This window comes from Schwartzia succinivorans DSM 10502, from assembly GCF_900129225.1.
Taxonomy (GTDB): domain Bacteria; phylum Bacillota; class Negativicutes; order Selenomonadales; family Selenomonadaceae; genus Schwartzia; species Schwartzia succinivorans.
Map to the genome: position 1 here is coordinate 143,879 of NZ_FQUG01000004.1, position 14,495 is coordinate 158,373.

Annotated in this window: 13 protein-coding genes; 1 reads left to right on the forward strand and 12 read right to left on the reverse strand. The window is 46.3% G+C overall.

The annotated features are described in order from the left end of the window. Positions 1 to 101: 101 nt before the first annotated feature. The 10 genes from hpt to BUA83_RS05580 form a co-directional block, all read right to left on the reverse strand. Positions 102 to 638, reverse strand: a complete 537-nt coding sequence (gene hpt, locus BUA83_RS05535; protein ID WP_200795993.1) for a hypoxanthine phosphoribosyltransferase — start codon at positions 636 to 638, stop codon at positions 102 to 104. A gap of 24 nt (positions 639 to 662) precedes the next feature. Then, complete coding sequence (gene tilS / locus BUA83_RS05540; protein ID WP_144340507.1) at positions 663 to 2,063, reverse strand: tRNA lysidine(34) synthetase TilS; 1,401 nt, start codon at positions 2,061 to 2,063, stop codon at positions 663 to 665. A gap of 64 nt (positions 2,064 to 2,127) precedes the next feature. Continuing rightward, on the reverse strand, positions 2,128 to 2,634 hold the full coding sequence (locus BUA83_RS05545) for a S1 domain-containing RNA-binding protein (protein ID WP_072935212.1): 507 nt from the start codon (positions 2,632 to 2,634) through the stop codon (positions 2,128 to 2,130). A gap of 78 nt (positions 2,635 to 2,712) precedes the next feature. Next, positions 2,713 to 3,000: an FtsB family cell division protein gene (locus BUA83_RS05550; protein ID WP_072935213.1), complete on the reverse strand. Its 288-nt coding sequence runs from the start codon at positions 2,998 to 3,000 to the stop codon at positions 2,713 to 2,715. Between the two features lie 106 nt (positions 3,001 to 3,106). After that, complete coding sequence (locus tag BUA83_RS12810) at positions 3,107 to 3,913, reverse strand: hypothetical protein (RefSeq protein ID WP_234988271.1); 807 nt, start codon at positions 3,911 to 3,913, stop codon at positions 3,107 to 3,109. 113 nt (positions 3,914 to 4,026) lie between these two features. Next, positions 4,027 to 5,160 (reverse strand): MGDG synthase family glycosyltransferase, encoded by a 1,134-nt coding sequence (locus tag BUA83_RS05560; RefSeq protein ID WP_072935214.1) that lies wholly within the window; start codon positions 5,158 to 5,160, stop codon positions 4,027 to 4,029. Between the two features lie 84 nt (positions 5,161 to 5,244). Beyond that, positions 5,245 to 5,994, reverse strand: a complete 750-nt coding sequence (locus BUA83_RS05565; protein WP_072935417.1) for an SDR family NAD(P)-dependent oxidoreductase — start codon at positions 5,992 to 5,994, stop codon at positions 5,245 to 5,247. 14 nt (positions 5,995 to 6,008) lie between these two features. Next, on the reverse strand, positions 6,009 to 7,469 hold the full coding sequence (gene yabN, locus BUA83_RS05570) for a bifunctional methyltransferase/pyrophosphohydrolase YabN (RefSeq protein ID WP_072935215.1): 1,461 nt from the start codon (positions 7,467 to 7,469) through the stop codon (positions 6,009 to 6,011). Next, a complete protein-coding gene (gene mfd / locus BUA83_RS05575; RefSeq protein ID WP_072935216.1) occupies positions 7,470 to 10,787 on the reverse strand; it encodes a transcription-repair coupling factor in 3,318 nt (1,105 codons plus the stop codon). A gap of 86 nt (positions 10,788 to 10,873) precedes the next feature. Further along, positions 10,874 to 11,908 (reverse strand): calcium/sodium antiporter, encoded by a 1,035-nt coding sequence (locus BUA83_RS05580; RefSeq protein ID WP_072935217.1) that lies wholly within the window; start codon positions 11,906 to 11,908, stop codon positions 10,874 to 10,876. 235 nt (positions 11,909 to 12,143) lie between these two features. Here BUA83_RS05580 and BUA83_RS05585 point away from each other — a divergent pair, with 235 nt between their 5' ends. After that, complete coding sequence (locus BUA83_RS05585) at positions 12,144 to 13,214, forward strand: HD-GYP domain-containing protein (protein WP_234988273.1); 1,071 nt, start codon at positions 12,144 to 12,146, stop codon at positions 13,212 to 13,214. 46 nt (positions 13,215 to 13,260) lie between these two features. Here BUA83_RS05585 and BUA83_RS05590 read toward each other — a convergent pair whose 3' ends face one another. Together BUA83_RS05590 and BUA83_RS05595 are read right to left on the reverse strand one after the other, a co-directional pair. Then, positions 13,261 to 13,932 carry a hypothetical protein gene (locus BUA83_RS05590; RefSeq protein ID WP_072935218.1) on the reverse strand — a complete coding sequence of 224 codons (672 nt, stop codon included), beginning with the start codon at positions 13,930 to 13,932 and terminating at the stop codon, positions 13,261 to 13,263. A 112-nt stretch (positions 13,933 to 14,044) separates the two neighbouring features. Further along, a partial coding sequence (locus BUA83_RS05595) for an N-formylglutamate amidohydrolase (protein ID WP_072935219.1) occupies positions 14,045 to 14,495 on the reverse strand: 451 nt, incomplete at its 5' end.

Here is a 14,495-nt window from a genome sequence, read left to right on the forward strand (position 1 = left end):
AAGACTCCCACCTCTAGGGTGGGAGTCAGCACCTATAAAGTTCTGGATAAGTTCGACTAAATCCAGATGGAGTCTGAAACTCCACCTGAATAAATCTCACTTTACGCGTAAATCTCTCGCTTCAGAACACCAATCAACGGAAGATTACGGTATTTTTCCGCATAATCAAGTCCGTATCCCACAAGGAAAGCGTCAGGAACTTCCCAGCCAAGATAGTCAATATTGACATCTACCTCGCGACGGGACGGTTTTGAAAGCAGTGCGCAGAGTCTCAGGCTTGCAGGCTCACGTTTCATGAGCATCGGGAAAAGATTTTTCATTGTAAGTCCGGAATCAATTATATCTTCACAAATAAGGACGTCTTTTCCTTTTATATCTGCCTCAAGGTCCTTTCTGATTTTGACGACACCTGAGGAAGTTGTTCCGCTTCCATAGCTGGAAAGGGACATAAAGTCCAGACGTGCTGGGCATGTGATTTCACGAACAAGGTCCATCGTGAACATAGCTGCGCCCTTCAGTATTCCGACAACGACAAGGTCTTTTCCCTCATAATCACGGCTGATGATACGGCCCATTGCTTTTGTTTTATTGGCAAGCTGTTCCTTTGTGAACATAATACTTTCTAAATCTTCCATCATGATAGATTACAACTCCTTTTTCTACTAATCCATTAGCCATTCAGGCAGTTTGTCATATATAAGCTTCAGACGCAGCGCGGCTTTTCCGTTTATCGGACGCGCAGTATCCGCCTGACGTATTCCGGCAATCCATAATATAGTTCCTTCGGATTCTATGATTGGAATTTCCGTTCTTTTCTCTTTTGGTATTTTTCTGTCTATTAAAAGCTTTTTTACAGTCTGACTGCCGCTCCCCACTGCAAAGCGGTCGCCATTTTTTCTTGGACGTACACGCGGATTCAAAAAGCCGCCTGCATCAACAAGTATTTCCATGCGGCCTTTGACTTCTTCATTAGGCTTTGCAGGCTCACAGACAATAGACAGTCCCAGCTCATCAATCCGTGTAATTCCCGAAGGCTCAAGAGGTCTTTCAATCCAAAGCGTCGGCTGTTCCTCACCCTTTGAAAGAGTAATTTTCTCGTACGATGATGAAGCAAACAGTCCTCCCGGAAGATGCAGAGCCTTTCCTTTATGCTCCGGCAGAAAGAGCTCCTGTATTGCTTCATACTGAACGTACGAAAAATTCATCTGTCCGCCGAGCCTGTCAACCGCTTCCCTCAAAACAGCCATCTGCATAGTGTTATGAAGGGCAAGAAATTCTTCCCGTGAGATAACAATCTTATCATCTCCGCTGCCGCATACAACCCTGTTCCATGCGGCACGCGCCTGCTCTGCAATATAATCTGTCTGCTCAGCGGCAATTGATGCCAGTCGGCACAATGCCTCTCCAAGGGATGGATTATATTCTTTTTTTAATTGTGGGATGAGTGAAAGTCTCAGGCGGTTGCGTGTTGCCGTCTCCTCATTGTTTGTCAGATCCTGACACGGGACAATGCCCTTTTGCTCACAGTAATCCTCTATCGCCCTTCGTGACGCAAAGAGAATCGGCCTTATCAGCCTGCCGTTTTTAGGTCTGATTGCAGCCAGCCCGTCGATACCGGTGCCGCGCAAAACACGCATCAGGACCGTCTCAGCCTGGTCATCTGCCTGATGAGCAACAGCGATGCAGGACGCCCCTATATTTCCAGCAGTCGCGTACAAAAAGGCATATCTCATTTCTCGGGCTGCTGTTTCTATTGATATGCGGTGTTCCTTTGCGTAAGCAGGAACATTTCCCCTGCCTGTATAGCATGGTATGTCATGCTCCCGACAGAACGTCATTACATATTCTTCGTCAGCATCTGATTCCCTGCCGCGTATTTCGTGATTAAAATGAGCCGCGGCAACCTTTATACAGCTTTCACCTTTTCGGGATACAGCATCAAGAATGGAAAGCAGTGCAATAGAATCAGGTCCGCCTGAGCAGGCAACAAGAATTTGTGCATTTTTCTCCCACAGCTTCCATTTCTTTGCATATCTTTCGACTAAAGATTCTAAATCTTCCATGCTGTCCCCATAATCAGAAAAAGCACCCTTTGCAGAGTGCTTAATTTCTCCCTTTCTTAAAGGCTTAACTCGAACGGCGAGCGCCACGTCCTCCACGCTTGGAATCCGTTTTTTTCTTCAAATCCGTAAGCCGCTCATCACTGTCTTTCAAGAACTTAGACAGCTTATCTTCAAAGGAAAGAGGCCCGCTGCTGAACCGTCCTGCAGGACGATGGAAATCTCCTCCACCCATTGGACGATGCGGCGCATGTGCTGCATGCGGTGCATGTGAAAAACGATTGCCAGTCCCTGCGGCTGCCGCACGTGGTGCCTGCGGCTGTGTCTGTTCAGGTTTCTTTGGCTGCAGTCTTTTTATAGAAAGACCGATTTTCCCGTTTTCATCAATTGTGAGAACCTTGACTTTTACCTTCTGGCCCTCATTGAGAAAATCCTTAACATCATTTACATAAACATCTGCAACCTCTGAGATGTGGACAAGACCTACCTTGTGGTCTCCTAAATCCACGAAAGCACCAAATTTTGTAATACCGGTAACTGTGCCTTCCACTACTCCGCCAACTTCAATGGCCAAAATACTCTTTCCCCCTTAAGCTAAAAGTTGAATTTATTATACTCTTGCCGCTCTTTGAGTGTCAAGAAAATATACAAATCATCTGCGCGCGGATATATACGGCATTTCACCCTGACGTGTCATGCCCAGATCCTCTCGTGCAACCTTCTCTATATATGTCGGGTCTTCCAGTCCCGCACGCTGTTCCTTAAGCTCTGCGTTTCTAAGCCTTGCTGCTTCAAGACGAGCCTGTGCTGCCTCATAATCCCTGTTCAAAGCATTCAGATGAATCTGCTGCTCTATGAAGGTATAGGAAAAATATACAGTGATTACAAGAAGCGCTGCAACAAACCAGTTGAAACAAAGCGTATTCTTTTTCCGTTCCATTTTTATCCTCTCAGCTCCGCAAACTCACTTCACGTTTTTTAAAATAAAATATCAATTTAATCATACTAATATTTGTCCCAATATGCAAGGATAAAATAGTAATTTCTTATTTTTCAAACCACTGAAAATAATCTGTATTAACTATGCGGCGGTATACCGAGCCGCAGGAATCACAGGCAAAACGATCCAAAACGTCATCCATGTTGGGTTTGCCGTCAACCAGTGTTACAGCACCACCCTCAACGTATTTCATCATTTCTCCGCAGCGTGGGCATTTGCATTGACCATTTTCATCACGCTTCAGCTGCATAGGAGACAACTCACCCGTGGCAACCATCTTTTTCGGGGAAGCACCTGAAGCTTCTGCTTTTGTGCTCTGCTTCGGTTTATCTTCTTCCTCCTGCGGGTACGGAAGATAAAAGCCGGATGTCAGAACCTCACGATAAAATACGCCGCAGGAATCACACTCATATTTCGGCTTTGTATTTTCCATGTCAACCTTGCCGTTCACGACGCGTACAGCTCCGCCGTCAACGACACGAAATTCTCTTCCACACTTCGGACAGTGCCGTTTTCCATCCGCATCCTTTTCCAGCGCGACAGGTCCCGATTTGGCCGCAAGGGTGTTTTCCTCTGCCACAGGCTCAGTTTTTTCTGCCCCGGCCGTGTCCCCGGACTCCTCCGGCTGCTCCTGCTGTGCTGCTTCCATAGGAAACACATCATAATATCCTGTTGACATTACTTCTCTGTAAAAAACACCGCATTTTTTACAGTTGTAACGTGGCTTATAATTTTCCATATCAAGCCGTCCGTTAACAATCGCAACAAAACCTCCGTCGGAATATTCCAACGGACCTCCGCAGTTGGGGCACTGATATGTATCATCATTTCGCTGAAGCTTTTTTAGCGTCATAATCTCACCCGAATAATTTCCTGATATAAAGTATGTATCCTGCAAAACTACTCGCAATATATATTATTCGCTATCCGTGCAAAAAAACCTTTTATAAATACGATTTTTTTATGTCAATTTATAAAATTTTCCAATTCCCTTGATAATATTTCTGCGATTTCCTTTGCTGCCAGAGGACGTTTTATCAGATGCTCTCTTTTACGCATCTCTGTCAGCTTTTCCTGAGAAGCGAAAATATTTTTCAGCTCCTCTTCGAGACGGCTTTCTTTATTAACCCAGACCGCAGCCCCCAGACGTGCGATATAAACCGCGTTCTCAGTCTCAGGCCCCGGAATAGGCTCATGAAGCACCATAGGAAGCTCCGCTGAAAGAGCTTCTGTTATGGTAAGAGCGCCGGGCTTGCTTATCAGCAAATCTGCCGCCATCATATAGTCCCGTACACGCTGGGTAAATCCAAGCACACAGACAGAGTGCCGGCAGTCCTTTGATGATTCTTCCATACGGCGTTTCAGTTCTTCATTCCGCCCGGCAATTACAATAAGCTGCAGCTTTGTTTCGATTTTCCCAAGAGTCTTTAGAGTATATTCCATTCCTCCAAGGCCGAGACCGCCGCCCATAATCAGTACTGTTGGAATACCTGCCTCAAGACCGAGGTCAGAAAGCACCTCAGCTTTATCAGCCGCCTGATGAAAGCCCGCCTTTACAGGAATCCCCGTAACCCATACATTTTCTGCCGGAAGACCTGCTGTTATAAGGTCAGTCTTCATTGCTTCCCGTGCCACAAAATAACAGTCTACGTTCTTGTAAATCCACATCTGATGAACCGAGTAATCTGTTATCACCGTGGAAAAAAGAAACTCATTGGGATGACGTTTCTTTCTCCATGAGGCTGCGCCTGCCGGAAAAGGATGGGTACACAGTATAACATCCGGCTGATATTTTTTTACAAGTGATGCAATATCAGCAGAGGTTATCGCGGATATTAAGCTCTGAACAGAAATACCGCCCGACTTTCCGCCGGTGAAGCGGTACATTAAATCGTAAAGATTCGGAATAAATCTCAGCATGAACAGATAGCACGCCTTCATGAAGGCTGTTGCCCAGGATATCTTCCATTTTGTGAAGTCAACTATCTCAATTGATGCATCCGGATATTGTATTTTAAGTTCATCAGAAACTGCTTCGGCTGCTTTTATATGTCCCGAACCGATTGAAGCGGCAATGATGAGAATACTTCTTCTCTTCATGCTTTCCTCCGTAAAACTCAAAAATTCCGCCAAGTAATTTTAGCATAATCACGCAAAGCACGTAAACAGAAACTTAATATATAGTCATGCGGTTATACCGCCGTCTACCGACCATGCCGCACCTGTCACAAAGGCCGCTTCTGCCGATGCCAGAAACACGATTACCTCTGCAGCTTCTTCTGCGGTACCTATACGGCCAACGGGATATACAGAAGCCATTTCACGCAGCGCCTCTTCCTTCGACGGTTCATTCTCAATCTGTTTCTCCGTCAGCGGTGTCATAATATCCCCCGGGCAGATGCAGTTAACACGCACGCCGTAAGGCGCCGCCTCTAATGCCAGTGCCCTGGTATAAAGCGTAACTGCTCCCTTGGAGGCGCAGTAAAGACTGCAGCCGAAATTGCCGTGAAGCCCTGCGTCGGATGAAACATTGACTATATTTCCCTTTTGCTTTTTTAAGAGCGGCAGCGCATATTTTGACATGAACATAGTCCCTTTTATGTTTGTGTCCATAATATGGGAATAGGATTCTTCCGTAAGCTCCTCAGCACTTTCTTCAAGATAGACACCTGCCGAATTCACCAGACAATCGAGCCGTCCCCACTTTATTTCCGCATCCCGAACGGCTTTTTCGCATTCCTTCGGATTTTTGACATCGAGTCTTATAAAGCTGACATTCTCGGATTCAGTTTTCAACAAACTTTCCGCATCCTGCCCCTTTTTCTCATCACGTCCGGCGATAGATACCGCATAGCCTTTTTTAAGAAAAATTTTTGCGGCAGCAAGACCTATTCCGGAGGTCCCCCCGGTGATTAAAACCGCTTTTCTTTCCATCATATCACTATCCCTTAAATGGAAATCCTTTCCTGTGCTTTTGCTTCCTCCCAAAAGGATATCAAAGCATCAACGTCAAAATCCTCCCAGCGTTTTCCGTGTTCATGAACCTTTTTCTCAACATATGAGAAGCGGCTTCTGAATTTCCTGTTCGCTTTGTTTACCGCAAGCTCAGCCGGAACATCAAGAAGTCTCGCCAGATTGACACATGCAAACAGGAGATCTCCCATTTCTTCTTCAATATGGGCTTTCTCGCCGTTCTTGACAGCCTCCCTCAGCTCTTCTGCTTCTTCCCTGCATTTTGCCCAGGCATCATCTATGACCGGCCACTCGAAGCCCACACTTGCCGCCCTCTGCTGAAGCTTGGCCGCAGCCATAAGCCCCGGAAGCTCAGGAGGAAGTCCGTCAATAGCGGAGCTTCTTTCAGGTTTCTCCCTGCGTTTGATAGCTTCCCAATTCACCATAACAGCCGCCGCGTCAGACGCCTCAATATCTCCAAAAATATGGGGATGGCGGCGTATCATTTTATCTGCAATTCCATCGATTACATCCTGCATTGAAAAATGTCCTGTTTCCTCGGCAATACGCGCCTGGAAAACAATCTGCAGAAGAAGGTCTCCCAGCTCCTCGCAGAGAAGCTCCTTATCTCCCTTGTCGATTGCCTCGATTACCTCATAGGCTTCCTCAAGAATATGCTTTCTCAGAGATTCAGGTGTCTGCTCACGGTCCCAGGGACATCCGCCAGGTTCACGCAGACGGCGCATTATTTCCGTAAACGGAGCGAAATCGAATCGCTCATCTTTTTCTCTTGCAGGAATGTAGACACTCGTGAGATGATCTATATCCGGCTGACGGTCCAGCTCATACAAAGGAATTTTACGGATTGATTCATCAGGAAGACCGAGATTATGCGTATAAATTATCTCAAACTCATCCGGCAGAAGCTCCATAAGACTCAGCTTGGCTTCAGATGCGATCATCGGGCTGTATACCTGAGTAATAACAATGCCTGTCGGTATATCCAGCGGCAGGCGTTCCAGGTCCGCAGCATCCACAATTGTAAGACCGCTGATAGGATCAATTCCAAGGCGCGTATACAATACCTCTACAAAGCTCATAGCAGGATGAATCTTAAGCTCAACATGCTTCTTCTCCGCTTTTTCCCGCAGCAAAACAACAGTCCGTTCCGCAACAAGCGGGCTTCCGGGCACAGCATAAACAAGCTCCTCTCCTTCAGCAGCTCTGTCTGTAAGCTCCTCGGCTATAGAATTGTACAGAGATTCGAAGTCATCTGCGCTTTCATATCGTTCGTCAAATGAAGAAAAACGTATTCCCTTCTTTTTCAGCTCATCCGCTGTCGGATGAACTGCCGTGCGAAGCACAAGCTGAGGGGCATTCTGCATAAGCTCCCAGGCTTCCATCGACATAAGCCCAAAGGAGCCGGGGCCCATTCCGACTACCGTAATACTTCCCATTCACCGTTTCTCCTTTCTTTTTGAAAGCTCTGCTTCTTCACCTGACAGATTCAGAATAACTGCCTTCAGGAAGAACAACACGTTTGCTTTCTGATTTTCAGTCATGCGTATCCGCAGCGTCTGCTGGAGCGGCAGCAGCTTCAGTGCCGTACCAAGTTTGTTTTTCAGCCCCATCAGATGCTCAGGTGCGATTTTATGCTCAGGCAGAAGAACAAGCTCCAGCAAAACTCCCTTCTGCACCATTGAACGGATTCCAAGCTCTCTTGCATAATTTTTTATGCGCGCAACCTCAATAAGCCGCATAACAGGCTTTGAAGGCTCTCCGAATCTGTCTATCAAATCATCTATCAGGCGTGAAATCTGAGTTTCATTTCTTACAGCAGCAATTCTCTGATAGATTTCTATTTTGTGCATGGCATCGTCAATATATCCGCCATCAAGATAAGCCTCAACCGCAAGCTCTATCACAGGCTCAGGCTTCTCAACAATCGGTTTTCCTGTACGAAGCTGCTGCACGGCTTCATCCAGAAGCTGACAGTACATCTCAAAGCCTACGCTGGCAATATGACCGTGCTGCTGAGAACCCAGAAGATTTCCTGCTCCGCGTATTTCCAGATCCCTCATGGCAATCTTGAAGCCTGCGCCAAGCTCAGCAAATTCCTTCATTGCCTGCAGTCTTTTTTCAGCCGTTTCAGTGAGCACCTTATCCCTCTGATAAACGAAATACGCGAACGCCATGCGCCTGCTTCGTCCGACACGTCCCCTCATCTGATAAAGCTGTGACAATCCGAAATAGTCAGCATTATATACAATAATAGTATTGGCATTTGAAACATCGAGACCGTTTTCAACAATACTCGTTGCCAGAAGAATATCATAGGTTCCTTCGTAAAAGTCCATCATCACCCGTTCAAGCATGTCCTCAGGCATCTGCCCGTGTGCAGTCTGTATTCTTGCTTCAGGAACCAGCTCTTCCAGCTTCTGCCTCATACGGTCTATTGTTTCAACACGATTGTATATGAAATAAATCTGTCCGCCACGCTTGAGCTCACGTCTTATAGCTCCTGCGATAATGCTTTCGTTGGATTCAATGACATAGGTCTGTATAGGGAACCTCTCTGCAGGGGGCGTTTCAATAATACTCATGTCCCTTGCCCCCACCAGAGACATGTGCAGCGTGCGCGGAATCGGAGTAGCCGACAGGGTAAGTACATCAATCCCTGCGGATAATTTTTTTATCTTTTCCTTCTGTTTAACACCGAAACGCTGTTCCTCGTCCACAATCAAAAGACCGAGCTCACGGAATTTTACTTTTCGGGAGTTCAGGAGCGCATGAGTTCCTATGAGAATATCTACCCGTCCCTCTGCAGTTCTTTCCAGCGTTTCCTTCTGTTCCTTTGCAGTCCTGAAACGGCAGATAACATCAACATTCGGGCCGAATTTCATAAAGCGCTCGGAGAAGGTCTGATAATGCTGCTGTGCCAAAACAGTCGTAGGCACAAGCACAGCTACCTGTTTTCCGCCCATAACGGCCTTAAATGCCGCACGAATTGCAACCTCGGTTTTGCCGAAACCAACATCACCGCAAAGAAGGCGGTCCATAGGAACAGGCTTTTCCATGTCCTGTTTTATATCCCGTATGGCTGCAAGCTGGTCAGGTGTTTCCTCGTACGGGAATGCATCCTCGAACTCCTTTTGCCAAGGCGTATCCTCAGGATATGCAAAACCCGTAGTTTCTCTGCGCTTTGCATAAAGCTTTATAAGGTCCTGGGCAATATCCTCCGCTGAAGCCTTTGCCTTCGCCTTGGCTTTTGCCCATTCCGTGCCACCCATTTTATGCAGGCGCGGTGTTTCACCCTCCGAACCTATATATTTCTGGAGAAGCTGCACCTGGTCCGTTGGTACAAAGAGCTTATCATCTCCGCCATATTTTATGTGGAGATAATCCTTCTTCACTCCTCCTACATCCAACGTGATTACACCGAGATATTTTCCTATGCCGTGATTTACATGTACCACGTAATCCCCGACACGGATTTCCCGGAAGTGGGATATTTTACTTCCCTCTGAGGAAGACGAAATTCTGCGCTTCTTTTTCTGATGCCCGAAAATATCCTTTTCAGTAATAACAACCAGACCTGCATCAGGAAACTCAAAGCCTCCCGACAAGAATCCTTCCGCCACATTTACAAGCTTGGCTTCAATGGTATCGGGATTTGGAATCACCGCCGAGGGAATCCTGTTTTTAGCCAGCAGCTCTCTCATCGAGGAGCATTTTACATTGTCACCGAGGAGAATCAGTACTTTTCCGCCATTGCCGTGCCACTCTCTTACGTCTCCCGTAAAAAGGTCAAACTGCTTTTGATACGGTGCGACTGCTTTTACTACAACACTGTAGATTGCGTCAGGCTCCGCATTGTGTACCTTTTGCAGCATGAGCGCGGAAAAGAAAACATTGTTCGGGGCACTTGATTCGATGAGCTCTTCCCATGAAAATATACGGGATTTGATATCAGGATTTTCACGCACACTTTGACGGATGCTTTCACGTATGCGCATCGGCTCGTCAAAATGAACGACTCCGTTACCTTCAAGATATGAAAGAAAAATCTCAGGACGCCCGGCGGCATCAGTATCAGCCAGTGGAAGAACACGAAGCTCACCGATATTATTTGTCGAGCGCTTCGAATCTATTTCAAACTCTCTTAAAGAATCTATTTCATCATCAAAAAACTCAATACGTACAGGACGAAGCAGATTGATTGGAAAAACATCAACAATACCTCCGCGGGCGCTGAACTGTCCCATGCGCTCAACCTCAGGCGCATGCTCATACCCAAGATTTGAAAGGCGCCGCATAAGCTCCTCTCTTTTCATGACGTCTCCCAGCTTCAGCGAAAGACTGAGCCGCGCAAATTCCTGCCTTGACATTCCCTTCTGAACAGCAGCAGCCGCCGTTGACAGCACAACGACAGGCTCATGACGCATCAGACGTCCGAGAACATCCATCCTTTTTGCCATCAGCTCAATACTTTTTGCGGCAACCGCAAAATTTGCCTGATCCACCTCAGGAAGCTCCACTACCTTTGTCTTCGGAAGCAGCCACGCCAGATTCTCCCTCCACTCGGAAAGAGCCGCCTGGTCGGGAGTAATTATAACCCAGGGGCGGTCAGCCTCATCATAGGCAGCAGCGAAAACCGCATGCTTCGGAGCATCTGCAAGACCGTACACGAAATTCTGCCGGTTTTTCCCTGCAAATGCCTCACATATTTCAGCTATATTTTTATCCTGCCGCATCGCAGCAAAAAGAGCCTTCATTACTTTCCTCCCGAAACACCAAAAGGACTGCTGATAAATTTATCAGTAGTCCGTTTTTTACAAATATGTTAAAACCGCAGCGCAAATCAACGCATACAGATATACATTAAATATATCATATATGTGGCCAGCATCAAAATACCTTCATTGCGTGAAATTGTTCCCTTTGTCCATGCAAACACAAGAAGCATCACACTGACTGCCAGCAGAACCCCTGCATCAATAATATTTTCAGCAATAAGAGCAACCGGCTGGATTACCGTCGCCACGCCAAGGATTCCCAATACGTTGAAAATATTTGAACCCACGGCATTTCCTACTGCCATATCCACCTCATCCTTTTTTGCGGCAACAACGGATGTAACAAGCTCAGGAAGGCTTGTGCCGCAGGCCACAATAGTAAGACCGATAAGCGTTTCCGACAAACCGAAGAGACGGGCAAGAGTTGTTGCACCATAGTGAAATTCCATCCCGAACACCATACGGTCTCCACCGACAACGAGGTCACCGCCGGCAATAATCGCAATAATTCCAAGTACGATGTAAACAGCAGCCGTACCCATGGACTTCGGGCCCTCGGAGGTTATATCCTCCTCCATCTGTTCTGCTTCCATCTGCATCTTTGCGCTTCTGAACTTCAATGCAGAATATACCGTCCTGACAAGAAAGAATGCAAAAAGCAGTAAAAGAACGATACCGTCCATGCGGTCAAGCATACCTGCCGAGCCGTCCTCAGGTGCCGCACCGGTCAGAGCAAGACCAATCATGGCGACAGAAACTAAAATCGAAAACGGAATATCAAAGGACCGCGTGGAGCCATCAACAACAAGCGGCACAAAAACAGCACTCATTCCCAAAACGACGAGCGTGTTAAACATGTTAGAGCCGATAACGTTACTGATTGCCAGTGAATTGCTTCCCGCAAGCGCAGCCGTAACGCTTACCGCCAGCTCCGGAAGGCTTGTGCCGAGAGATACGATAGTCAAACCTATAATAAGCGGCGGGACATTCAACCTCTTTGCAACAGCAGAGCTTCCATCTACAAAAGCATCTGCCCCCTTAATAAGAAACATAAATCCGACCACAAGTGATATTACGGACGTAATAATTGATGTCAGCATCTTGCACTCTCCTTATGATAATAAACAACTCGTACCATTCTATCACATAGAATTTTAACAAACAAGAATATGTTTGTCTTATTGTTTCGATACAATTATTTTAGTGATATTTATGAAGTTACAAAAAATTTTATTATAAAAAAAGGAATTCTTAAATTTCTGACGAATATAGTATTTGTTGAAGTGTTTTTATTTTGAAGCTAGTGAAAATATATCTCATAAAGGGGGAATAATTGTGCGTTCTGTATCTCTGGAAGAACTCAGTCCCGGTATGATCCTCGCACGCTCCATCATCAATGACGACATGGTCGTCGTGCTTTCGGAAGGAACACTCCTGACAAAAGCTCACATCACACGTTTAGGTTTTTTGGACATACCTACTGTCTATATTAAGGACGAATATGAGCTTAGTGAAACATTCCAGAATGTTTCAGCAATGTTCAATCCCAGCAACGCATTCGTAACTGAGTACAAAGAGGTTCTTAGCACTGCGCGTTCTATTTTTGATGAGACAGCAAAATCAAATCAGGCTCCTGTAGAAAAATCACGTGAAATGGTCGCGAGCACTCTGGCTCCAATGGCAAAGGAAAGCGGCGCCATTGATTACCTGCTTGAGGTAAATCATCTGGCTACAGATGTTTATAACCATTCCGTACGTGTTTCCATACTTGCCGGCGTTCTTGCAAAATGGATGCACAAAAGTGCTGCAGAAACACAGGATATCATTCTTGCCGGATTCCTTCACGATATCGGCAAAACAAAATTCCCGCAGCGCCTCATTGACAAACAGATAGAAAACCTTCGCGGAGACGACCTTGATGCATATATTCAGCATACTATGGACGGTCAGCAGATATTGAACTCAAGCCCCAACCTCTCCGACGGAGTAAAGCTTACAGCAATGCAGCATCATGAATGCATGGACGGCACAGGGTTCCCCTTCAATCTGTCCGGTGCGGATAATATCCACCTCTACGCGCGCATTGTCGCAGTCTGCGACCTGTACGACAATATCACAACAGAACGTGAAGGAGCACGCAAGAGCACCCCGTTCGAGGCAATTGACCGCATAACAGCCGATATGTATACGAAGCTTGACCCGACTGTCTGCGTTCCCTTCCTCGAACACATCAAAGAAGCCTTCCTCGGCTCCCGTGTCATGCTCCAGAACGGCTTAGTCGGAACAATCGTACGCTACAGAAACGATTTCGCGGCACGGCCTCTCGTCCGCCTGACACAGGACGATATCCTCGACCTCAACCAGTACCCTGATATGAAAATTATCGAGTACAATCCGAAAAACTGAACACAGCAAAAGGACTCGCAATGAACAATTCATTGCGAGTCCTTTTTTAATAAGCTTCCTCAAAATCATGATTTTTCAGTCTGCCCTTTTTGATATTCCGCAGCATTCTGACTGCCCACTTCAGTTTGGCATCCTTCGCAGCATCCATTACTGCATTGAAATTTTTCCTGTAATACTTATCCGACAAATCGTTATAATCACCGTCATAGCAGATTGCATAGAAATGCGTTTTATTACTCTCCCATACAGAAGTCAGCACACCGTAAAACTGAAACATCTCTACGATAGGACAGCGGAAAGCCTTTGACTCCCCGATATACAGCTCCTTCGGGTTCTTCTTATGACGTGATGCCTGATAGCAGGACATCAAATATATCTTATCAATCGGAAGGTCGCTTACAGAAGAATAAAACTCAAGAATCTTCCTGTCTACCGTGTCCGGGATAGACTCCCTCCTCTCCTGAAAATGAATTTTCCCGTCATTGCTTCCATGACAATCAAAATAAAGCGCACGCTCATTCTCGTCATAAAACAGGCTGAACTTGCTGTCGCCATAATAATCCTTGACAAAAAGCACAATCCTAAGTCTGAGGATAGATACTGTCTGCCCGCCGGGCGTGCGGACATCCAGCCTGTAAGCCTCCGCCGTGTGCCCCAAAAACAGGACACACGCGGCAATCATAATCATACACAATCTCTTCATATCAAGCACGGGCAATACACCCGTCCCCCTTTCATTCTTTCTTATTTTACCATACGCATTGCAGCCGAAACATTCATCATTGGCTATTTTCCTATCTTTTCTTACTATTGTATATCTTACGCGTCTCTTATTCCGCCATCAGAATCATGTCATTAAGAACCTTCTTCACCCTGTCAAAATCAGCGGTTTTCTGTCCTTTCTCATCAATGTAAAGCCTGCGGTTTACCTCAATCATTACGGAACCGACGCGGGCATCGCGCATGTAATACTCCATAGGAACAAGAGCCCCTGCAAAGGGAGAATTGATTTTCACCGAGAGTCCGCAGCCCTTCAGGTAATCTACCCATTTCTCCACCAAAGCCTTCGGAGTATGGAAGTCATCAGTACCGATACAGATATCAGGACGGTTATCCTCGCGGTCAAGCTCATAGGGCAGCGGCACAGGATAGAAGGAATGGCCGTCGATGATGAGACATTCTCCGTGAGTTTTCAGCCTTTCTGCCACAGCAGCGGCAAGTCTTCCGTGGTGCGGGTCATAATAACGTGTCAAAATCTCTTCCCTCTTTTCCTCGGAAAAC